The organism is Pseudomonas sp. SWRI51, from assembly GCF_014268825.1.
Classification (GTDB): Bacteria; Pseudomonadota; Gammaproteobacteria; order Pseudomonadales; family Pseudomonadaceae; genus Aquipseudomonas; species Aquipseudomonas farsensis.
Genome location: NZ_JABWRG010000001.1, coordinates 55,439 through 74,452, shown reverse-complemented (window position 1 = coordinate 74,452; position 19,014 = coordinate 55,439). Strand labels below are relative to the sequence as shown.

At 63.4% G+C, this 19,014-nt stretch carries 23 protein-coding genes; 11 read left to right on the top strand and 12 right to left on the bottom strand.

Annotation, left to right across the window (positions count from 1 at the left end; genetic code table 11):
* Positions 1-21: 21 nt before the first annotated feature.
* The 3 genes from HU720_RS00390 to HU720_RS00380 are packed head-to-tail and all read right to left on the bottom strand — an operon-like array spanning position 22 to position 1,078.
* Entirely contained in the window at positions 22-453 is a 432-nt protein-coding gene (locus HU720_RS00390) for a cell division protein (RefSeq protein ID WP_186516274.1), read from the bottom strand.
* Positions 450-863, bottom strand: a complete 414-nt coding sequence (locus HU720_RS00385; RefSeq protein WP_186516273.1) for a hypothetical protein — start codon at positions 861-863, stop codon at positions 450-452. The genes HU720_RS00390 and HU720_RS00385 overlap by 4 nt, the downstream gene beginning before the upstream one ends.
* Positions 863-1,078: a hypothetical protein gene (locus tag HU720_RS00380; protein ID WP_186516270.1), complete on the bottom strand. Its 216-nt coding sequence runs from the start codon at positions 1,076-1,078 to the stop codon at positions 863-865. The genes HU720_RS00385 and HU720_RS00380 overlap by 1 nt, the downstream gene beginning before the upstream one ends.
* Positions 1,079-1,243: 165 nt before the next feature.
* Here HU720_RS00380 and ampC point away from each other — a divergent pair, with 165 nt between their 5' ends.
* The 3 genes from ampC to HU720_RS00365 all read left to right on the top strand — a co-directional run bounded on the left by ampC (position 1,244) and on the right by HU720_RS00365 (position 3,630).
* Positions 1,244-2,365 carry a class C beta-lactamase gene (ampC, locus tag HU720_RS00375; RefSeq protein ID WP_225917171.1) on the top strand — a complete coding sequence of 374 codons (1,122 nt, stop codon included), beginning with the start codon at positions 1,244-1,246 and terminating at the stop codon, positions 2,363-2,365.
* A 2-nt stretch (positions 2,366-2,367) separates the two neighbouring features.
* Positions 2,368-2,991, top strand: a complete 624-nt coding sequence (locus HU720_RS00370) for a glutathione S-transferase (RefSeq protein WP_186516266.1) — start codon at positions 2,368-2,370, stop codon at positions 2,989-2,991.
* A gap of 306 nt (positions 2,992-3,297) precedes the next feature.
* Positions 3,298-3,630, top strand: coding sequence for a hypothetical protein (locus HU720_RS00365; protein WP_186516264.1), 333 nt, complete (start codon positions 3,298-3,300; stop codon positions 3,628-3,630).
* A gap of 49 nt (positions 3,631-3,679) precedes the next feature.
* On the opposite strand, the gene HU720_RS00360 is transcribed toward HU720_RS00365, so the two are convergent.
* The 4 genes from HU720_RS00360 to HU720_RS00345 form a co-directional block, all read right to left on the bottom strand.
* A complete protein-coding gene (locus tag HU720_RS00360) occupies positions 3,680-3,985 on the bottom strand; it encodes a hypothetical protein (protein ID WP_186516262.1) in 306 nt (101 codons plus the stop codon).
* A gap of 189 nt (positions 3,986-4,174) precedes the next feature.
* Positions 4,175-4,363: a hypothetical protein gene (locus HU720_RS00355; protein WP_186516261.1), complete on the bottom strand. Its 189-nt coding sequence runs from the start codon at positions 4,361-4,363 to the stop codon at positions 4,175-4,177.
* Between the two features lie 143 nt (positions 4,364-4,506).
* The gene (locus tag HU720_RS00350; protein ID WP_186516260.1) at positions 4,507-4,827 is read right to left on the bottom strand and encodes a YbjQ family protein; all 321 of its coding nucleotides are present in this window, start codon (positions 4,825-4,827) and stop codon (positions 4,507-4,509) included.
* Between the two features lie 85 nt (positions 4,828-4,912).
* On the bottom strand, positions 4,913-5,800 hold the full coding sequence (locus HU720_RS00345; protein WP_186516258.1) for an EamA family transporter: 888 nt from the start codon (positions 5,798-5,800) through the stop codon (positions 4,913-4,915).
* Between the two features lie 391 nt (positions 5,801-6,191).
* Between HU720_RS00345 and HU720_RS00340 the strand changes: the two genes are divergently transcribed.
* Positions 6,192-7,499: a phosphate ABC transporter substrate-binding/OmpA family protein gene (locus tag HU720_RS00340; RefSeq protein WP_186516256.1), complete on the top strand. Its 1,308-nt coding sequence runs from the start codon at positions 6,192-6,194 to the stop codon at positions 7,497-7,499.
* Positions 7,500-7,503: 4 nt separating this feature from the next.
* Here HU720_RS00340 and HU720_RS00335 read toward each other — a convergent pair whose 3' ends face one another.
* Entirely contained in the window at positions 7,504-7,797 is a 294-nt protein-coding gene (locus tag HU720_RS00335) for a DUF1330 domain-containing protein (protein WP_186516254.1), read from the bottom strand.
* Between the two features lie 77 nt (positions 7,798-7,874).
* Between HU720_RS00335 and ribBA the strand changes: the two genes are divergently transcribed.
* From ribBA to HU720_RS00305, 6 genes are all read left to right on the top strand, one after another.
* Positions 7,875-8,984: a bifunctional 3,4-dihydroxy-2-butanone-4-phosphate synthase/GTP cyclohydrolase II gene (gene ribBA, locus HU720_RS00330; RefSeq protein ID WP_186516252.1), complete on the top strand. Its 1,110-nt coding sequence runs from the start codon at positions 7,875-7,877 to the stop codon at positions 8,982-8,984.
* Positions 8,985-9,278: 294 nt separating this feature from the next.
* Positions 9,279-10,304 (top strand): ABC transporter substrate-binding protein, encoded by a 1,026-nt coding sequence (locus tag HU720_RS00325; RefSeq protein WP_186516251.1) that lies wholly within the window; start codon positions 9,279-9,281, stop codon positions 10,302-10,304.
* Positions 10,301-11,218: an ABC transporter permease gene (locus HU720_RS00320; protein WP_186516250.1), complete on the top strand. Its 918-nt coding sequence runs from the start codon at positions 10,301-10,303 to the stop codon at positions 11,216-11,218. Before HU720_RS00325 ends, HU720_RS00320 begins: the two co-directional genes overlap by 4 nt.
* Before the next feature lie 6 nt (positions 11,219-11,224).
* Complete coding sequence (locus HU720_RS00315; RefSeq protein WP_186516249.1) at positions 11,225-12,031, top strand: ABC transporter permease; 807 nt, start codon at positions 11,225-11,227, stop codon at positions 12,029-12,031.
* Positions 12,032-12,051: 20 nt separating this feature from the next.
* Positions 12,052-13,200: an ABC transporter ATP-binding protein gene (locus HU720_RS00310; protein ID WP_186516248.1), complete on the top strand. Its 1,149-nt coding sequence runs from the start codon at positions 12,052-12,054 to the stop codon at positions 13,198-13,200.
* Positions 13,201-13,319: 119 nt separating this feature from the next.
* A complete protein-coding gene (locus HU720_RS00305; protein WP_186516246.1) occupies positions 13,320-13,694 on the top strand; it encodes a DUF2784 domain-containing protein in 375 nt (124 codons plus the stop codon).
* Here the strand turns inward: HU720_RS00305 and tam are convergent.
* Both tam and hisN read right to left on the bottom strand, forming a co-directional pair.
* On the bottom strand, positions 13,671-14,447 hold the full coding sequence (tam, locus tag HU720_RS00300) for a trans-aconitate 2-methyltransferase (RefSeq protein ID WP_186516243.1): 777 nt from the start codon (positions 14,445-14,447) through the stop codon (positions 13,671-13,673). The two genes, HU720_RS00305 and tam, sit on opposite strands and share 24 nt — an antisense overlap.
* A 69-nt stretch (positions 14,448-14,516) precedes the next feature.
* Positions 14,517-15,308 carry a histidinol-phosphatase gene (hisN, locus tag HU720_RS00295; RefSeq protein WP_186516240.1) on the bottom strand — a complete coding sequence of 264 codons (792 nt, stop codon included), beginning with the start codon at positions 15,306-15,308 and terminating at the stop codon, positions 14,517-14,519.
* A gap of 129 nt (positions 15,309-15,437) precedes the next feature.
* Here hisN and HU720_RS00290 point away from each other — a divergent pair, with 129 nt between their 5' ends.
* Entirely contained in the window at positions 15,438-16,493 is a 1,056-nt protein-coding gene (locus HU720_RS00290) for a HEAT repeat domain-containing protein (RefSeq protein ID WP_186516237.1), read from the top strand.
* Between the two features lie 12 nt (positions 16,494-16,505).
* On the opposite strand, the gene HU720_RS00285 is transcribed toward HU720_RS00290, so the two are convergent.
* Entirely contained in the window at positions 16,506-18,536 is a 2,031-nt protein-coding gene (locus tag HU720_RS00285; RefSeq protein WP_238337584.1) for an ATP-binding protein, read from the bottom strand.
* Positions 18,517-18,966, bottom strand: a complete 450-nt coding sequence (locus HU720_RS00280; protein ID WP_186516233.1) for a nucleoside deaminase — start codon at positions 18,964-18,966, stop codon at positions 18,517-18,519. The genes HU720_RS00285 and HU720_RS00280 overlap by 20 nt, the downstream gene beginning before the upstream one ends.
* Between the last annotated feature and the right edge of the window lie 48 nt (positions 18,967-19,014).

The window sequence follows — 19,014 nt, the reverse complement described above, 5'->3', positions numbered from 1 at the left end:
GGCACGATCACATCCTTTGGCTCAGGCGACACGGTCATGGCGGCGCAACCAGTAAAGCGGTGGCAGCAAGGCCAGCAGTGCCAGGCTGTCGACCAGCAGGTGCGACCACATGCCCACCTGCAACGACACCACGATGTCCTGTGGCGCCCACAGCAACAGGCCAGCCATCAGCCAGCCCCAGGCGGCGCTGCTGCGGTAGCGGTCGGCCAGCCGGACCAGCGCCAGCATGTACAACGCGTAGCTTTGCAGCGTGGCCCCAAACAGTGCCACCCACCAGACTTGCTGGCTGTGGCCCGCTGCCGGCGCCGCCTGGCCCCAGAACGCCAGCTCAAGCGACAGCAGGTAACCGCTGAGCAGGCCGGTATTGCCGGCCCAGGTCAGCAGCAGGCCACCCAGCAGATGCAAAACCGCAACGGCTTGCAACCAGAGGATCAGTTTACGGCGGAGGGTCATCGCGGCTCCCTGGGGCGCAACATGGCGCGGTAGGCGATATCCAGTGCAACGGCGAGCAACATCAGGCCACCATTGAGCCCTGCGGTCAGCGTGCCGCGCAGAGGGTGGTCAGGCAACAGCCAGACGAGCACCAGCGCGGTCATCAGCACAGTGGCGACCAGGCGCGCCTTGAGGTTACTGACGAAAATCAGCGCCAGGTTAAGCACCACGAAGAGGTTGAGCAAAAAATGCAGGGTCATGCCCAAGGCATAGCCGGTGCGCCGTGGCACACCGTAGATGCCGGTGTAGATATCCCAGGCCAGGCCCCACAGCAGTGGGTAGGCAATGCACGCCAGCACATGGCCAGCCGCCCGAGCCAACCACGGCATACGTACGAAACACGCCTTGGCCCGCAATGCCAACGCTGTCATCAGGCCACCCGCTGGTTGAGGTAATAGGTGCCCGCGGCATGCAACACCGGCATGCACAACATGGCCAGCACGCACAGCACGCGGTACGCCCGCGCCCGGCGCAGCGGCCCGTAAAGGCCGGCAATCAACACCGCCAGGTTGAACAGCGCCAGGCTGCCGAACAGGTCGCGGTCGGCCAACATGGCCAGGTAGCTGTGCAACGGGTAGTCGTTCATGGGTGGGTTTCAGTCCGTTGAAGGGGGGCGGGGGCGAATGCTACACGCCTTGAATACGCCACGGGAGAGCCATCGCGGCCTTGTTTGGGGCCGATACCGGCGCTATGGTCGGCAACTGCCCTGCCGCTGACACAAGGACCACTGCCCATGCCCCGCCCCAACGCCATGCTGCTAGCCCTTGCCGCAGTGCTGGCTGCCCCGCCGCTGCTGGCCGCCGACCTGCAAAGCGAGGTCGATGCGGCCATTGAGCCGCTGATGCGCGAACATGGCATTGCCGGCATGGCAGTTGCGATCTACGACAACGGCCAGGCCCACTATTTCAACTACGGCTGGGCCAGCAAGCGCGACAAGGTCGCGGTGACCCGCGATACGCTGTTCGAGGTGGGTTCGGTGAGCAAGATCTTCACCGCCACCCTTGTTGCCATGGCCAGCGTCGAAGGCAAGCTGGACCTCGATGCCCCCGCCAGCCAATACCAGCCAGCCCTGGCCGGCAGCGCCATTGGCAGTGCCACGGTGCGTGAGCTTGGCGCGTACAGCGGCGACTGCCTGCCCTTGCAGTTCCCCGATACGGTGCAGACGCCAGAGCAGACATTGGCCTTTTTCCAACACTGGCAGCGACGTAGCGAGCGCGGTAGCCAGCGTTGCTATTCCAACCCGAGCCTGGGGCTGTTTGGCGATCTGGCTGCCCGTGCCCAGCAACAACCTTTCGCTCAGGTGATGACAGAGAATGTGCTGCCGCGCCTAGGCCTGCAGCACACCTGGCTGGAAGTACCGGCAAACGACCGCGGGCTGTATGCCCAGGGCTATGACGCCGATAACAAGCCCGTGCGCGTGGGGCCAGGCCCTTACGCCGAGCAAGCCTACGGCATCAAGACCAGCGCCAGCGACCTGTTGCACTTCGTGCAGTTGCAACTGCAGCCCGCCCCGCGCGATGCCGCCGTGCGCCAGGCAATTGCCATCACCCAAGGCGGTTATTTCGAAGTGGGCGCCATGACTCAAGGCCTGGGCTGGGAGCGCTACCCCTACCCGGTCAGCCTGGAGACCTTGCTTGTCGGCAACAGCGCAGCAATGATCCGGGAACCCCAGGCCACTCGCCCCATCACCCCGGCGCTGCCCGCAGAGCCTGCCGCCTGGTACAACAAGACCGGCGCCACCAATGGCTTTGGCGCCTATGTCGCATTTGTGCCAGCCCGGCAGGTAGGCATCGTCATCCTGGCGAACCGCAATTACCCCAACGAGGCACGCGTACGCGCCGCCTATCGCATTCTGTCCAGCATGGAGCAATGAAGATGTTGAAGATTCTCGGCAAGGCCTCGTCGATCAACGTGCGCAAGGTGTTGTGGGCGTGCAGCGAACTAGGCCTGGGCTACGAACGCGAGGACTGGGGTAGCGGCTTTCAGCCCACAGACACGCCTGCCTTCCTGGCCTTGAACCCAAACGCCATGGTGCCAGTCATCGTCGATGGCGATTTCGTGCTGTGGGAGTCCAACACCATCCTGCGCTACCTGGCCAACCAGCACGGCGGCGCGCACTTGTACCCGGCCGCCCCTCGCGCCCGCGCAGCCGTGGACCAGTGGCTGGACTGGCAGGCCACCGACCTCAACGACGCCTGGCGCTACCCGTTCATGTCTCTGGCGCGCCAGTCACCGGCCCATCAGGACCCCAAACTGCTGGCTGCCGGCTGCGCGTTGTGGAACGCCAGGATGGAGCTGCTGGAAAGCCGCCTGCAGGCCACCGGTGCCTACGTTGCCGGTGCCGATTTCAGCCTTGCCGATGTGGTGATCGGGCTGTCGCTCAACCGCTGGCGGCGCACGCTGACAGAGCGCCCGCACCTGCCGGCGCTTGAGGCTTATCACGCCCGTCTGCGCGAACGCCCAGGCTATCTCGAGCACGGCGACAACGGTTTGGTCTGATAGGCACTGATGGATTGTCCGACAAGATGTAGTGACTAAAAATATTCACTACAAAACCATTGACGCCTTTCCCACAGCTTGTGCATGATGAGGCCGTCTCCCTGATCGGGAGCAGTGGCAAGGGTGTTCCAGACGGCTTGCGCGGTAACGCAGGCCGTTCGTGGAGAGGGAATCTGCCCAGAAGGCAGCGTGTGAAAGCCCCTGTTGCAATGCTGCTGTAGCAGCCTTGGTAGTGCGCTACATAGGTGGCGCCAATGTGAACTTCACCTTCGAACTTCACCAACAAATGAGCGTAATGGGGGCTTTATGATGAACTTGAACGACAAACCAACCATCGACCAATTGGCTGAGCTGTTCGCTGCACGCAAGGACAGCCTCGACGACCACCTGCTGTGGGTTAGCCAGTCTGGCGAAGTCCGTCTGGACCGCCTGCCGCCTAACACGGTCGAGGACGAGTTCGAATCGCACATGCCGAGCATGCGCGCCCGCTTCAAGGTGTACCGCCGCGGCCAAGGCTACGTCGGCAAGAAAGCAGCCGCCGACACCGGTTTTGTAGGCCGCGTGCTGCAAACCCTGCAACAGGAATGGCCCGACGCCCGTGAGCATCAGGCAGTGAAGGTGATCGAAACCTTGAACTGACCCGGCCTTTCGCACAGCACATCAGCCCGGCCCAAAAGGCCGGGCTTTTTCATGCCTGGCGCCTTTGCGGCAATGTGCTGGGCAGCGGCAATGCACCCGTGGCCAGTGCGCGTGCCCGGTTGACGCCCCATACCAGCGCGCGGGTCATGGTTTCGCCTGGGCGAGTTGGGTAGTACTCCTCGAGCAGCGCCCCGCCCCCTCGTGCGTAGATCCCCAGAAACAGCTGGGTGGCGCCCAGCCGCGACAGCCGCACCTGCACATCTATGCTGGTGCCATCGCTGAGTTCTTCATCGTGGCAGCGGCTATGCAAGTGTGCATCAGCCCACTGCCAGTAGGTTTCTTCCCTGATTCGCATCGGCGTCACTGCTCCATTTGATCGAATGCCGCGCAAGGAGAGCACAGTTGCCAACGCGCCGCGAGCGCGACCCGCAAAAAACCTGCGCAGGGTCAACAAACCGTTGGAAAACCTCCCGTTGGGCGGTTTTGTGCACCCCATATGCAACTGGGGCTGCATAGGCAGCCCCAGTGGGTGTGGAATGAACGGTTACTTTTTAGCGGGCAGGCGCGGCGTGAAGCGGCCCTTCTTGCTGCGCTGCAAATGTGCCGGCTGCAGCTGTTCGGAATCGTCCAGAGTCATGTTGGCAAAGCCCAGCCGTACCGCCGCCTGGCCACAGCGCACCTGACTGTTGATCGGAAATGAATCGTTCAAGTCTTCGAAGTAGGATTCGCTCATGCCCTTGTCTCCCTCAACTGATGACCGTGCCGGCAAACAACCTGTTTGCCCAGAATTAGCAGCGGCCCCGATGAAATGAGACTAGCCGGTCATTTGCAGACCAGTCGGACAATAAACCGCTGCCCGACCAATGGCACATTGCCTTATCTGAGCCGTACCGCTGTGCCGGTGGCGAACACTACAACCATGCCGCCCTGCACCGATGGCATGCTGATTTCAAAGTCGACACCCAGCACGGCATCGGCTTGCAACTGCCGTGCCCGGGTCTTGAGTTCTTCGGTGGCCTGCTCACGCGCCAGCTTTAGCGCGCTCTCCAGGGTTTGCGAGCGGCCCCCGAAGAAGTCGCGAAAACGCGCGAAGAAATCGCGCACGAAGTTGATACCCTGCACCGATTCGGCGCTGACGACACCCAGGTATTCAGCGACGGGCCGGCCTTCGAGTTGGCTGGTGGTGGAAATGATCATGGCGATGGCTCCGTTGGCCTGGCAAAGAGGGACCGAGTCTAACAGAGCCAGGCTAAACAGCTGAGCGGGGGTGTTTGCGTCTGTGTCAACGCGCCGTGGCACTACGCAAGCGCTGGCGCAAACGTGGCCCGAACACATTGATGAGCAAACCGAGCATCACCAGAACGGCACCCCAGCACTGCGCCACACTCAGGCGTTCGCCAAGCAGCAATGCCGATGAACTCAGGCCGATCACTGGCACCAGCAGCGAAAATGGCGCCACCTTGCCTGCCGGGTGGCGCGACAGCAGCGTGCTCCACAGGCTGTAGCCGAGCATGGTGGCAACGAACGCCAGGTAGATCAGCGCCAGCACCGAAGCCCAGCTGATGTTCAACAGCGCATGGCTGATGACCTGCGGCCCCTCCAGCCACCACGACAAAGCCAGAAACGGCAACGGCGGAATCAGCCCGCCCCAGATCACCAACGCCACCAGATCGATCTGGCCAAAACGCCGGGTGATGATATTGCCCATACCCCACATCGCGCCGCCGCACAGGGTCAGCAGCAAGGCGATCAGCGGAACGTGGCTGCTGTTTTCGCTGCCAATGACGGCAAGCCCCGCTGCCGCCACCAACAGCCCGAGAACACTGGCCACACGCAAGCGCTCCCCGAGGAACAGCGCAGCAAAACCTAGGGTGAAGAACGCCTGGGATTGCAGCACCAGCGAGGCCAGCCCTGGCGGCATGCCGCTGTACATGGCCTGGAACAGGAACGCGAACTGGCCCAAGGAAATGGTGGCGCCATAGGCAATCAGCCAGCGCCACGGCAGGTTCGGGCGCTTGACCAGCAATACCGCAGGGAATGCCACCAAGGTGAAACGCAAGGCACCGAGCAGCATCGGCGGCAGGCCGTCGAGGCCGACCTTGATCACTACAAAATTGACGCCCCAGGCGATGATCACCACCAGGGCGATCAGCAGGTCCTTGACTGGCATTGCACGCATTCCTTCTTCAGGCTTTTATTCGACATATTTCGTAACAGCATAAGGTTATACCCCCGGATCAGACCGATACAGTTCCGCGTAGGCATTGCATAACAGTCGGCTGTAACGCCCTGCCCCCACAAGGCTGCGCCCGGCCACTACCTGGGTGGTTGGCTTGGACACCTGCGGGAGATTCCGTGGTTTTGTGCAAGCCCGCACTGGCCTCATCGCAGGCTGGCGCCAGCTCCCACAGGGTGTGGGTCAACCCCCAATATCGAGGCTGGACACATTCACTGTGGGAGCTGGCGTCAGCCTGCGATGAGGCCGGAGCAGGCCTGCGTCATCGAACAGTCACGCAACTGTCGTAATCTGCGGCGCATCTCCGTGCCAAAGGTTATCCGGCATGCACCGCCCCTTCGCTCTCCTGCTTTGCCTGCTCTCAAGCCTGGCCTTGGCCGAGCCCGCACAGCTGCGTATCCAGGGATCCAACACCGTTGGCGCTGCACTGGGCCCGGCACTGGTGCGCGGCTTGCTGCAAAGCCAAGGCGCCAGCGCAATCGAAACCACCCCGGGCACTGCGGCAAACGAAACCCAGGTTCTCGCCCGCAGCCGCGACAACCAGCCGCTACGCACCGAAATAGCCGCCCACGGCACAAGCACTGGCTTCGCCGCGCTGGCATCAGGCAACGCCGACCTGGCAGCGGCTTCGCGGCCGATCAACGACAGCGAAGTACAGCAACTGCAAGCGTTCGGCGACATGCGCGGCGCCAGCGCTGAACAGGTGATTGGCCTGGATGGTGTGGCAATCATCGTCCACCCCGACAACCCACTGGGCCAACTGACCACCGCGCAACTGGCGCAGGTGTTTTCAGGCCAGGTGCAGCGCTGGGAACAGTTGGGCGTGCAAGGCGGCAACATCCACCTTTATGCCCGCGATGATCGCTCAGGCACCTTCGAAACCTTCAAGGCATTGGTGCTCGACCCGCAACAGCGCCGGCTGGCCGCTGATACCCAGCGCTTCGAGTCCGCCGATGAACTGGCCGAGCGAGTCAAGCTTGACCGCCAGGCCATTGGCTTCAGCGGCCTGGCCACGGTGCACGGGGCCAAGGTGCTGGCGGTCGCCGAGGGCGATGCCCCGGCACTGCCGCCAAGCCGGGCACTGGTGGCCAGCGAAGATTACCCGCTGTCTCGCAGGCTCTACCTTTACCTGCCAGCCCATGCCCGGCCGCAGGCGCGCGCGCTGGTTGAATTTGCGCAGAGCCCGGCCGGGCAGGCGATTGTCGCTGAGCAGGGGTTTGTCTCGCAGCAGATCAAGGCGCTGACGGTGCCCGCGCAGGCCGATCTGCCACCCGGCTATAGGGCACTCAGTGCCCAGGCGCAGCGGCTGACGGTGAACTTTCGTTTCCAGCAAGGCAGCGCCAGCCTCGACAACAAGGCCCTGCGCGATGTGCAGCGGGTCAGCGACTACTTGCGCCAGGCTGGCAAGTTGCAGGGCAAGGCCGTGCTGGTAGGTTTCGGCGACCCCAAGGCAACCCCAGGGCGCGCCGCCCTGCTCTCACGCCTGCGGGCCATGGCGGTACGCCGCGAGTTGGCGCGGGCCGGGGTCGAGGTCAAGGACGTCACCGGGCTCGGTGATGAGCTGCCGGTGGCGGACAATGAGCTGGAACAGGGGCGGTTACGCAACCGCCGTGTCGAGGTATGGGTGTACTGAGCCGTCAGGATGCGACGCCTTCGACGATAATCACCTCGGCCTTGGCCACCCCTTGGCGATGCTTGCACGCCTCTTGGTAGAGGTCCGAACGGTAGCAGGCCAACGCCTGTTCATAGGAGTCGAATTCGATCACCACGCTACGCTGAGGTGTTTCCCTCCCCTCCATGGCCTGGCTGCGCCCGCCCCGGGCCAGAAAGCGCCCGCCAAAGGCCACGAACGCCGCCGGAGCACGCTGGGTGTATTGCTGGTATTGCTCAAGGTCGCTGACATCGACGTGGGCGATCCAGTAAGCCTTCATGGGTCATGCTCCTGCTTCAGGGTTATTGTGTATGATGGTATACCATAAAAATTACCAAACCACGGTGAGCGTGCAGCATGGCATTCAACAGCATCGAAGAACTTCTCGAGGATTATCGCCAAGGCAAGATGGTCCTGCTGGTCGATGACGAAGACCGCGAAAACGAGGGCGACCTGCTGATCGCCGCAGAGCATTGCGACGCCGCAGCCATCAATTTCATGGCGCGCGAGGCACGCGGGCTGATCTGCCTGACCTTGACCGACGAGCATTGCCAGCGCCTGGGCCTTGAGCAGATGGTACCGGCCAATGGCAGCGCGTTCAGCACCGCCTTCACTGTATCGATCGAGGCAGCCAGCGGCGTTACCACGGGTATTTCCGCCGCTGACCGGGCGCGCACCGTGGCTGCCGCCATGGCCGCCGACGCCCGCCCTGAAGACGTGGTGCAGCCGGGCCATATCTTCCCCCTGCGCGCCCGCGAAGGCGGCGTGCTGACCCGCGCCGGGCACACCGAGGCCGGCTGCGACCTGGCGCGCCTGGCGGGCTTCAGCCCGGCCTCGGTGATTGTCGAGGTGCTCAACGATGACGGCACCATGGCGCGGCGCCCCGACCTTGAAGTATTCGCCGCGCGTCACGGCATCAAGATCGGCACCATCGCCGACCTGATCCACTATCGCCTGAGCACCGAGCAGACCGTCAAGCGTATTGGCGAGCGCGAAATGCCCACGGTGCATGGCACGTTCCGCCTGGTGACCTACGAAGACCGCATCGAAGGCGGCGTGCACATGGCCATGGTGATGGGCGACATTCGTCGCGAACAGCCGACGCTGGTGCGGGTGCATGTGATCGACCCGTTGCGCGACCTGGTCGGCGCCGAATATGCAGGCCCCGCCAACTGGACGCTGTGGGCAGCGCTGGAGCGGGTCGCCGCCGAAGGCGCCGGGGTGGTGGTGATTCTGGCCAACCATGAGTCCTCCCAGGCGCTGCTCGAGCGGGTCCCCCACCTCACCCAGCCGCAGCGCCCGTACCAACGCGGCCAGTCGAAGGTGTACTCGGAAGTCGGTACCGGCGCGCAGATTCTGCAGGACCTGGGCGTAGGCAAGCTGCGCCACCTTGGCCCGCCACTGAAGTACGCAGGGCTTGCGGGCTACGAGCTGGAAGTGGTGCAAAGCATCCCTTTCGCAAGCTGAAAGCGGCAAGCGGCAAGTGAAAAGCGGATCTGCGTAGCCACGCGGTCCGCTTTTTTCTTTCAGCTTGCCGCTTGAAGCGTGCCGCCAGGAAAAGAGTGATGGCCGGTCGCCCACTCCCCCTTGCGAAAAGTTTGGAATACCATAATATGATATCCCGTAGACCTTGAATTCCCCGGCCGTACCTACACTCACAGGGCGACCACACGACGCACATTGATTTCTGCTCCCCGAACACAGTTGGCGGGCGCACTACCAGCCCCGCCTCGAATAACAAAAAGCAACGAGGGCGTAACCATGCTGTTGAGCAAACGTGTAACCGCAGTGCTGTCTGCCAGCCTGCTGACCTTGGCCTGCCAGGCCGCGCAGGCCGCTGATAACGTCAACTTCGTAAGCTGGGGTGGTAGCACCCAGGATGCGCAGAAAGACAGCTGGGCTACCCCATTCAGCAAAGCAACCGGGATCAAGGTCGTCCAGGACGGCCCAACCGACTACGGCAAACTCAAAGCCATGGTCGAGAGCGGCAATGTGCAGTGGGATGTGGTCGATGTCGAAGCCGACTTTGCCCTGCGCGCCGCCAGCGAAGGCCTGCTCGAGCCCCTCGATTTCAACCAGATCAAGCGCGACAAGATCGACCCACGCTTTGCGTCCGATCACGGCGTCGGCTCGTTCTTCTTCTCCTTCGTACTCGGTTACAACGAAGGCAAGCTCGGCGCCAACAAGCCTGTGGACTGGTCCGCGCTGTTCGACACCAAGGCTTACCCCGGCAAACGCGCCCTGTACAAATGGCCAAGCCCCGGCGTGCTGGAACTTGCCCTGCTGGCGGACGGCGTAGCCCCTGACAAGCTCTACCCGCTGGACCTGGACCGCGCCTTCAAGAAGCTCGACACCATCAAGAAAGACATCGTCTGGTGGGGCGGCGGCGCCCAGTCCCAGCAACTGCTGGCATCCGGTGAAGCGACGCTTGGCCAGTTCTGGAACGGCCGCGTCTACGCCCTTCAGCAAGATGGCGCCCCGGTGGGCGTGAGCTGGAAGCAGAACCTGGTCATGGCTGATTTCCTGGTTGTCCCCAAAGGCGCCAAGAACAAGGATGCGGCCATGAAATTTATCGCCAATGCCAGCAGCGCCAAAGGCCAGGCTGATTTTGCCAACGCCACGGCCTATGCGCCGGTCAACGTCGATAGCGTGCCCATGCTGGACGAGCAGCTCGCCCCGAACCTGCCCACCGCCCACGCCGCCGACCAGGTCACCCTGGACTTCGCCTACTGGGCAAAAAACGGCCCGGCCATCGCCGCCCGCTGGAATGAGTGGCTGGTCAAATGAAAGTCGCCATCAACGCCCTGCACAATGCGCAAGGAGCCCCTTCGGGGGCCGGCGCACCACCGGCGGCCGAACGCCGCCCAGCCCTGAGCCAGCGCTGGAAAGGCAGCCGTAACCTGCTGCCGGCCCTGCTCTTTCTTGGCCTGTTCTTCTTTGCCCCGCTGATCAGCCTGCTGCTGCGCGGCGTGCTGGAGCCGGTGCCAGGGCTGGGCAACTACGAGCAGCTGTTCGCCAACTCGGCCTATGCACGGGTGCTGTTCAACACCTTCTCGGTGGCCGGCCTGGTGACGCTGATCAGCGTACTGCTGGGCTTCCCGCTGGCCTGGGCGATTACCCTGGTGCCTAAAGGCTGGGGCCGCTGGCTGCTGAACATCGTGCTGCTGTCGATGTGGACCAGCCTGCTGGCGCGGACCTACTCGTGGCTGGTGCTGCTGCAGGGTTCGGGGGTGATCAACAAGGCGTTGATGGCCATGGGCATCATCGATGCCCCGATCGAAATGGTGCACAACCTCACGGGCGTGGTGATCGGCATGAGCTACATCATGATCCCGTTCATCGTGCTGCCGTTGCAGGCAACCATGCATGCCATCGACCCAATGGTGCTGCAGGCCGGCTCCATCTGCGGCGCAAGCCCCTGGACCAACTTCTGGAAGGTGTTCCTGCCACTGTGCCGCTCGGGGCTGTTCTCCGGGGCACTGATGGTATTCGTCATGTCCCTGGGCTACTACGTGACGCCGGCACTGCTGGGCGGCGCGCAGAACATGATGCTGCCCGAATTCATCATCCAGCAGGTGCAGTCGTTCCTGAACTGGGGCCTGGCCAGCGCCGCCGCGGCACTGCTGGTGATCATCACCCTGGTGCTCTTCTACCTGTACCTGAAGCTGCAGCCGGAATCCCCGGTCGGCAACGCGAGGTAATCCGCCATGCTTCTGTCCCCCAATGCCATGGGTCGCCCGCTGCGCACCGGCCTTTATGTAACCACCGGGGTTATTGCAGCCTTTCTGCTGCTGCCGGTGGTGTTCATCATTCTGCTGTCGTTCGGCTCCTCGCAGTGGCTGGTGTTCCCGCCACCGGGCTGGACGCTCAAGTGGTACGAGCAGTTCTTCTCCAACCCAGAGTGGATGGACGCAGCGCTGGCCAGCCTGAAGGTGGCGATACTCACCACCGTCGCGGCCGTAGCGCTGGGCCTGCCCACCGCGTTTGCCCTGGTACGCGGCCGCTTCCCGGGCCGTGAAATGCTCTATGGCCTCTTCACCATGCCGATGATCGTGCCGCTGGTGATCATCGCCGTTGCCGTGTACGCGCTGTTTCTGAAGCTCGGCTACACCGGCACGCTGTTCGCGTTTGTGGTCAGCCACGTGATCGTCGCCCTGCCCTTTACCATCATTTCCATCATCAATTCGTTGAAGCTGTTCGACCAGTCCATCGAGGACGCTGCGGTGATCTGCGGGGCTTCGCGCCTGCAAGCCATCTTCAAGGTGACCTTCCCGGCCATTCGCCCAGGCATGATCGCCGGCGGCCTGTTCGCGTTTCTGGTGTCGTGGGATGAAGTGGTACTGAGCGTGATGATGGCCAGCCCCGACCTGCAGACCCTGCCGGTCAAGATGTGGACCACCCTGCGCCAGGACCTGAGCCCGGTCATCGCAGTCGCCTCGACCCTGCTGATCGGCCTGTCGCTGCTGGTCATGGTAATTGCCGCCGCCCTGCGCCGCCGCGCCGAAAACGCCTGAGTGCCCGGAGAGAATAAAAAATGAGTGCAGTGATCAAAGAAAACGCGCCGAACAAGACCCTGGTCAGCCTGCGCGGCCTGAACAAGCACTACGGCGACTTTACCGCCGTAGACAACCTCGACCTGGAAATCCAGGACGGGGAGTTTCTGACCTTCCTCGGCTCCAGCGGCTCGGGCAAGTCCACCACGCTGTCGATGCTGGCAGGCTTTGAAACCCCAAGCAGCGGCGAGATTCTGGTCGATGGCCAGTCGCTGGTGAATGTGCCACCGCACAAGCGTGACATCGGCATGGTGTTCCAGCGCTACTCGCTGTTCCCGCACCTGAACGTGCGCGACAACATCGCCTTCCCGCTGGCCATCCGCAAGCTGTCCAGTGCCGAGACCAAAAAGCGCGTCGACGCCATGCTCAAGCTGGTGCAACTGGACCCGTTCGCGCACCGCAAGCCTTCGCAGATGTCCGGTGGCCAACAGCAGCGTGTGGCAATCGCCCGCGCGCTGGTGTACGAGCCGCGTATCCTGCTGATGGACGAGCCGCTCGGCGCGCTGGACAAAAAACTGCGTGAAGACCTGCAGGATGAACTGCGCCAACTGCACCGCAGGCTCGGCATCACCATCGTCTACGTCACCCACGACCAGGAAGAAGCCATGCGCCTGTCGCAGCGCATCGCGATTTTCAGCCACGGCAAGATCGTCGGCCTGGGCACCGGCTTCGACTTGTACCAGAACCCGCCCAATGCCTTTGTCGCCTCGTTCCTGGGCAATTCGAACTTCCTGCGCATCAAAGCCAGCAGCAACGGCGCCGGCAGCTTCGAAGGCCAGCAGTTGGCCATTCGCCTGACCCCGGGGCTGGCCGCCGAGCAGCAGGCACTGATCATGGTCCGCCCAGAGAAAGCCCTGGCACTGAGCGCCGAACAGGCTGCCCGCGAGCCGTTGCCGGCGGGCTGGAACGAAGTCGGCGCGACCGTTGGCGAGGTCTTGTTCCTCGGCGAAAGCCAGACCTGCCATGTTGTTACACAGGGCGGCACCGAACTGACGGTCAAGGCATTGTCTGCGGCGGGCATGCCCATGCGGCCGGGGGAGCAGGTGAAAGTGCGCTGGGCAGTGGCCGATGCGTGCATCTACACCGAATGGGCAGAAAGCGATTTGAGCAAATCTGCCGGCGCGCACTGAGGCGCTGCGGGTTGAGGTGACCAGTTGTTGCAGGGGCGGCATGCGCGCCTGCGACAACGTGTACTGCTCGGTGAAACCTGCTCTAATACGCGCCTTTCCACCTCCAGCAGCACACTCTCATGCTCTATCGCCTGGCCGCAGACGCGTTGGTTCTGTTTCACCTGTCGTTCATTCTTCTGGTGCTGTTCGGCGGCCTGTCGGTGCTGTGGCGGCGCCGCGCCGTCATCTTGCACCTGCCGGCCCTGGCCTGGGGCCTGGCGGTGGAAGGGTTACATTTGCAGTGCCCACTCACCGAATGGGAAAACCGCCTGCGCTTTGCTGCCGGCGACCAGGGCTACCCTGGCGGTTTTGTCGAACACTACATCTGGCCGATGATCTACCCCGCAGGCCTTACCCCGCAAATCCAGCTCTGGCTGGGCAGCTTCGTCGCGCTGCTCAACCTGGGTGTCTATGCCTATGTGCTGTGGCGTTTAACGCGTCGCCACCACGAATAACCGCGGGAACGGCAGCAGCACCTTGCCGTCACTGGCGGCCGGGTATTCGTTGTGCATGGCCTGCTGGTACAACTGCAGGAAGTGTTCCTGCTCCTGGGCATCCAGGCGGGCCAGGTAAGGGCGCAGTGCCGAACCCTTGAACCACTCCACTACCGCTTGCGCGCCGCCTTCGAGCGGATGGTGATAGGTGGTGCGCCACACTTCAACCCGCGCGCACAACGGGCTGAGCAGGTCGTAATAGAACGCGGCACTGTGCCGTGGCGGCAGGCTGAAGTCGGCGAAACGCTCCGCCCATGGGCCGCACGCGGCGATCTCGCGCAATTGGCGATGGGCGGGCTCGTCGAGGTTGTCGGGGGTTTGCACGGCAAGGCTGGCGCCGTCACTGAGCTGGCGCACCAGGTGCGGGTACAAGGTGCCGTGGTCGGCCACCCACTGCAACGAGGCGTTGGCGAGAATCAGGTCCTGGGGCACCGCGGCCGTCCAAGTGGCGATATCGGCGATTTCGCAGCGTACTCGGGGGATGCTCAGGCGCGGGCGTTGACGGGCCTTGTCGATCATGTCCGGGTCGCTGTCCAGCGCCATTACCTGGGCATCGGGGTGGCGCTGCAACAGCACTTCAGTGGAGTTGCCGGGGCCACAGCCAAGGTCGGTGGCATTGCGCACAGGCCGTGGCGGCACGGCAGCAAGCAGATCGCGTACGGCGCGGGTGCGTTCAGCTTCGAATAGCGAATATTGGGTGGCGGACCAGGCCATGTGCGGGCTCCTTGAATGGCGATGCAGCTAGCATAAAACAGAACGGGCGGCGCCAGGCCGCAGTGTTGCCTACAGGGCGTGACGCAGCATCTGCAGCAGTTGCGGATGCAGGGCGGGGTCGCCGCAGGCAACCACGCAACCGCCGTTGTGCGCCGAGCTGCCGTCCCACGCGGTAATCACACCGCCTGCGCCTTCGATGATGGGTATAAGCGCCTGCACATCGTAGGGTTGCAGGCTCGCCTCGACGATCACATCGACAAAGCCCGAAGCAAGCATGCAGTAGGCATAGCAGTCGCCGCCATAACGCAACAGCCGGGCCTGCTCGGCCACTTGGGCAAAGGCCTGCTTGCGCGCCTCGGTGTCGAACATGTCCGGCGTGGTGCACATCAGCGTGGCCGAGCTCAGGTCGTCGCAGCGGCGGGTCTGCAATGGCGCGCCATTGCACCAGGCGCCCTGCGGCGTGCCGACGAAGCGTTCAGCGGTGAACGGCTGGTTCATCACCCCGATGCGCGGCGCAGTGCCATCGTTCAGCGCAATCAAGGTGCCCCACAGCGGCAGGCCGGTAATGAACGCGCGCGTACCGTCGATGGGGTCGAGCACCCAGGTCAGCGGGCTGCTTCCGACTGCAACGCCGTGTTCTTCACCGAGAATACCGTGCTCGGGGTAACGCGCCTGGATCAACGCCCGCATGGCTTCTTCGGCGGCCTTGTCGGCCACGGTGACTGGGTCATACAGCCGCCCGCCCTTGTCCTCGACCGCAAGCGGCGCGCGAAACCAGGGTTTTATCGCCGCCGCCGCAGCCTCGGCCAGCTCTTCGGCAAAGATGCGCAACTGGCCAATCTGTTCGGCGCTCAGGGACATGGGGGCAGGCCTCTTGAAGGATGAAAGGTTGGCATCATACCCGAGCCAGACGCACCTCATCGGCCAGACCGTTGCATTTGCCGCCGGGCTGTCCCAAGCTTTGCCCTCCACGCCGCCACGGATCGCACAATGTCAAGACGCCACCACCTGTTGATCGCCCTTTTGCTGTTGATCCTGGTGCCGGGCGTGCTCAGCTATATGTGGCGCCCGCAGCAAACGCCTGCGCCGACACTGCCACCGCACAGTTACGCCAAGGCGCTGCGCCAGGCCCACGATGGCCTGCCCGGCGCCGCACGGGTGCTGTACCAGCAGTTGCAGCGCGACGATCTGCAGCCCATCCGCCGTGCCGCGCTGTATGCAGAGTTGCCCAATTACCCTTCGCCGCAAGCGCTCAAACTGGCGCGCCTGGACCTTGAGCACGATGACCCAATGGTACGCCGCGCGGCCATCGCCAGTATCCGCCGCCTGGTGCCTGCGGCGCAGCGCAGCCTGGTACTCGGCCCACTGCTCGAAGATGACGAGCAAAGCGTACGCTTTGCTGCCGTCGATGCGTTGCTGGGCCTGGACCCGGATGCCATCGGGTTGTACTTCGGGCCGTTCCAGGAGGCCCTCGAGAACTACCAGCAAACCCTGGAACAACAGCAGGATGACGCCGAGGCGCAAGTGCACCTGGCACGCCTTTACATGCACGAACAAGCTTACGAGCAAGCGAATGCCGCCCTGCAGCGCAGCCTCGCGCTGGCGCCCGAGGGGCTCGACGCACTGGCAGCGCAGGTTCACCTGCTGGAGCAGCAGGGCCAGCAGGATGCTTCACGCCAGGTGCTGGCCAAAGCGCTGGCCATACGCCCAGACTCGGCATTTCTGCAATACCAGCTGGGTTTGTGGCTGACCCGCCACCAGCAGCAAGAGTACGCACTGCTGGCGCTGTCCCGCGCCGTGGAGCTTGAGCCGGACAACAGCGACTACCGTTACACACTGGCGGTAACCCTGCACCAGCTCGACCAGGTGCAGGCCGCGCAGCAGCAGTTGGAGACGCTGCTCAACCACCAACCAGCCAATCGCCGCGCACGGGTGCTGCTGATCCAGTACTGGAAAGAAACCGGCCAGTTGCAAAATGTGCAGGTGTTGCTGGCCGAACTTGAGCAGCAAAACCCTGACGACCCGGCGCTGCAACAAGGGCTGTAAGCCAGGCGTGGCTCACTCGTGCAGCATGTGCTGCACCTGGCGGCAGAGCGTGTCCAGGCTGAAAGGTTTGTACAGCAAGGCAGTGCCGGGCTGGTCGAGTACGTGTTGCTCGACCGGCTCTTCGGTGTAGCCGGTGATAAACAGAATTTTCTGCCCAGGGTCCAGCATGCGCAGCGCCCTGGCCACCTGGCGGCCATTGAAGCCACCCGGCAAGCCGATATCGGTGATCACCAGCTCGAAGGGGCCGGCACTGCGATAAGCGCCCAACGCCGTATTGGCGTCAGGGGCATCACTCACCTCGTAGCCACGGTCGACCAACGCCTCTTTCATCAGGCCGCGCAGGTTGACCTCGTCATCGATCAGCAACAAGCGCTCGCCATGGGCCTGCATGGGCTTGGGCTGAAGCTCCGGCTGCACCGGCAGGCTGCCTTGGTACCTGGGGAACATCATCACCACCCGCGTACCGTGGCCGAGCTTCGACTCCAGCCACACCTGGCCGCCGGACTGGTGTACGAAACCATGCACCATGGCCAAGCCCAGCCCTACGCCGTGCCCCATTTCCTTGGTGGTGAAGAACGGCTCGAAGGCGTGGGCAGAGGTCTCGCCGGACATACCGTGCCCGTCGTCCTCGACCTGAATGACCACATAATCCCCTGCTGGCAAGCCTGAAGGCTGCCCGGCGGTGTAGCTAAGGCGTTCGTTGTAGCTGCGGATCTGCACCTTGCCGCGCCCCAGGCACGCCTCGCTTGCGTTGGCGCAAAGGTGCATCAGTGCATTGCGCAACTGGTCCGGGTCGAGCTGAACCGGCCACGGCGCGCTGTCGAGCTGCCACTCCAGGTGAATGTCCCCACTCAGTGCCTGGCGCAGCATCGGTTCGGCCTCACGCATCAGCCGGCTGACATCCAACGGGCTAGGCGACAGCGGCTGGCTGCGGGCGAACGCCAGCAGGTTGTGGGTCAGCCCGATGGCGCGCTCGGCGCAGTCGCGGGCCATCTTCACATAGTCTTCCAGGCGCTCGGTGCGGCCCTGCAACAGCCGCCGCTCGAGCCACTCAAGGCTGCTGCTGACGCCGCTGAGGACGTTGTTCATCTGATGGCCGTAACTGCCCGCAACCTTGGCCACCGACTCCATGCGCTGGCTGTCGCGCACCGCCGCCTCGGCCAGGCGCTGTATGGACTTGCGCGTTTCGGTAATATCGCGCCCGACCAGCATCGGCATGGTTTGCCCCGCCAGCGTGGTCCAGCTGAACCAGCAGTAGTGGCCCTCGGCATGGCGCATGCGCGCCTCGAAGGTCGAAGCCGCACCACCCTTGTACAGCGCCGTAAGGGCCAATATGCAGCCGGTCCGCTCGGCAGGGTGCACCAGCTCGGAAAGGGGGGTTGCCGGCTGGCTTTGCGCGGTCCAGCCTAGCAACCGCTGCCATGCCGGGTTGGCCATGCGCACCTGCTGGTTGTCATCGAGCATCAGCATGACATCGGGCGATAGCTGCCAGGTATGCTGGCTGTCAGCCAGGTAGCTGACCAACTGCGCCTCGAACGACAGCGCCCGCTCACGCCATTCGCTGGCAGCCTCCGCGCTGGCTGAAGCAGCAATCAAGGTATGAACAAAGCCCGCCACCGCGCCTTGCTCGTCGCGAATCGGCGAATAACAGCAGGTGAAGCGGGTTTGCTGCTGGTCTATAGGCAGCAACACTTCGGTGATACTGCCCTGCCCCTCCAGCGCCTGGAACACCGCAGCGCCCATCACCGCCCAGGCGTTGCCCCACAGCCCATGAAAGGCGCAGCCTTGGCGTGCCTGGATTGGATAGGCATCGTTATGGATGACACTCAGGTCCGAGCCCCACACCAGTGCACAGGGGAATGGCGACAAGTGCAGCATGTCGACGGCAATGCGCAGCGTTGCCGGCCACTTGGCCAGCGGGCCTAGCGGCGTGCGGCTCCAGTCGGTGCCGGCAATCGACTCGTTGGCGGCAGGCAGCGGCGCCAGATGGATGACTTGAATGTTGTTTTCCATCGCCAGGTCATCAGCAGCCAATGTCTTCATTCCAGAGCTTTGGTTGCTCTGCGATAAACCGGCGCATCATGTTCTGGCAGGTTTCGTTGTGCAGCACCTCAAGCCTTACGTCGCGGCTTTTCAGCAGCTTCTCTTCGCCCATGAAGGTCACGTTCTCGCCGATTACCACATGCTTGATGCCGTACTGCAGAATCGCACCGCTGCACATGGCACAGGGCGACAGAGTGGTGTAGAGGGTGGCCTCGCGGTAAACGCTTGCGGGCTGGCGGCCTGCGTTTTCCAGGGCGTCCATCTCGCCATGCAGAATGGCGCTGCCTTGTTGCACGCGGCGGTTGTGGCCACGCCCGAGAATCCTGCCGTCGTGTACCAGCACAGAGCCGATCGGAATACCGCCCTCGGCAAGCCCTTTCTGGGCTTCATCGATAGCGGCCTGCATAAACTCGTTGGTGACCTGTTCCATAGGTAGCGTTTCCTTCGGCTGCGTTTGCAGCAGCCTAGCACAACGCCT

Excerpts from the sequence above, each read along its gene's own strand:
- HU720_RS00390 (WP_186516274.1), bottom strand. The coding sequence starts at position 453 with ATGACCCTCCGCCGTAAACTGATCCTCTGGTTGCAAGCCGTTGCGGTT.
- HU720_RS00385 (WP_186516273.1), bottom strand. The coding sequence starts at position 863 with ATGACAGCGTTGGCATTGCGGGCCAAGGCGTGTTTCGTACGTATGCCG.
- HU720_RS00380 (WP_186516270.1), bottom strand. The coding sequence starts at position 1,078 with ATGAACGACTACCCGTTGCACAGCTACCTGGCCATGTTGGCCGACCGC.
- ampC (WP_225917171.1), top strand. The coding sequence starts at position 1,244 with ATGCTGCTAGCCCTTGCCGCAGTGCTGGCTGCCCCGCCGCTGCTGGCC.
- HU720_RS00370 (WP_186516266.1), top strand. The coding sequence starts at position 2,368 with ATGTTGAAGATTCTCGGCAAGGCCTCGTCGATCAACGTGCGCAAGGTG.
- HU720_RS00365 (WP_186516264.1), top strand. The coding sequence starts at position 3,298 with ATGATGAACTTGAACGACAAACCAACCATCGACCAATTGGCTGAGCTG.
- HU720_RS00360 (WP_186516262.1), bottom strand. The coding sequence starts at position 3,985 with ATGCGAATCAGGGAAGAAACCTACTGGCAGTGGGCTGATGCACACTTG.
- HU720_RS00355 (WP_186516261.1), bottom strand. The coding sequence starts at position 4,363 with ATGAGCGAATCCTACTTCGAAGACTTGAACGATTCATTTCCGATCAAC.
- HU720_RS00350 (WP_186516260.1), bottom strand. The coding sequence starts at position 4,827 with ATGATCATTTCCACCACCAGCCAACTCGAAGGCCGGCCCGTCGCTGAA.
- HU720_RS00345 (WP_186516258.1), bottom strand. The coding sequence starts at position 5,800 with ATGCCAGTCAAGGACCTGCTGATCGCCCTGGTGGTGATCATCGCCTGG.
- HU720_RS00340 (WP_186516256.1), top strand. The coding sequence starts at position 6,192 with ATGCACCGCCCCTTCGCTCTCCTGCTTTGCCTGCTCTCAAGCCTGGCC.
- HU720_RS00335 (WP_186516254.1), bottom strand. The coding sequence starts at position 7,797 with ATGAAGGCTTACTGGATCGCCCACGTCGATGTCAGCGACCTTGAGCAA.
- ribBA (WP_186516252.1), top strand. The coding sequence starts at position 7,875 with ATGGCATTCAACAGCATCGAAGAACTTCTCGAGGATTATCGCCAAGGC.
- HU720_RS00325 (WP_186516251.1), top strand. The coding sequence starts at position 9,279 with ATGCTGTTGAGCAAACGTGTAACCGCAGTGCTGTCTGCCAGCCTGCTG.
- HU720_RS00320 (WP_186516250.1), top strand. The coding sequence starts at position 10,301 with ATGAAAGTCGCCATCAACGCCCTGCACAATGCGCAAGGAGCCCCTTCG.
- HU720_RS00315 (WP_186516249.1), top strand. The coding sequence starts at position 11,225 with ATGCTTCTGTCCCCCAATGCCATGGGTCGCCCGCTGCGCACCGGCCTT.
- HU720_RS00310 (WP_186516248.1), top strand. The coding sequence starts at position 12,052 with ATGAGTGCAGTGATCAAAGAAAACGCGCCGAACAAGACCCTGGTCAGC.
- HU720_RS00305 (WP_186516246.1), top strand. The coding sequence starts at position 13,320 with ATGCTCTATCGCCTGGCCGCAGACGCGTTGGTTCTGTTTCACCTGTCG.
- tam (WP_186516243.1), bottom strand. The coding sequence starts at position 14,447 with ATGGCCTGGTCCGCCACCCAATATTCGCTATTCGAAGCTGAACGCACC.
- hisN (WP_186516240.1), bottom strand. The coding sequence starts at position 15,308 with ATGTCCCTGAGCGCCGAACAGATTGGCCAGTTGCGCATCTTTGCCGAA.
- HU720_RS00290 (WP_186516237.1), top strand. The coding sequence starts at position 15,438 with ATGTCAAGACGCCACCACCTGTTGATCGCCCTTTTGCTGTTGATCCTG.
- HU720_RS00285 (WP_238337584.1), bottom strand. The coding sequence starts at position 18,536 with ATGAAGACATTGGCTGCTGATGACCTGGCGATGGAAAACAACATTCAA.
- HU720_RS00280 (WP_186516233.1), bottom strand. The coding sequence starts at position 18,966 with ATGGAACAGGTCACCAACGAGTTTATGCAGGCCGCTATCGATGAAGCC.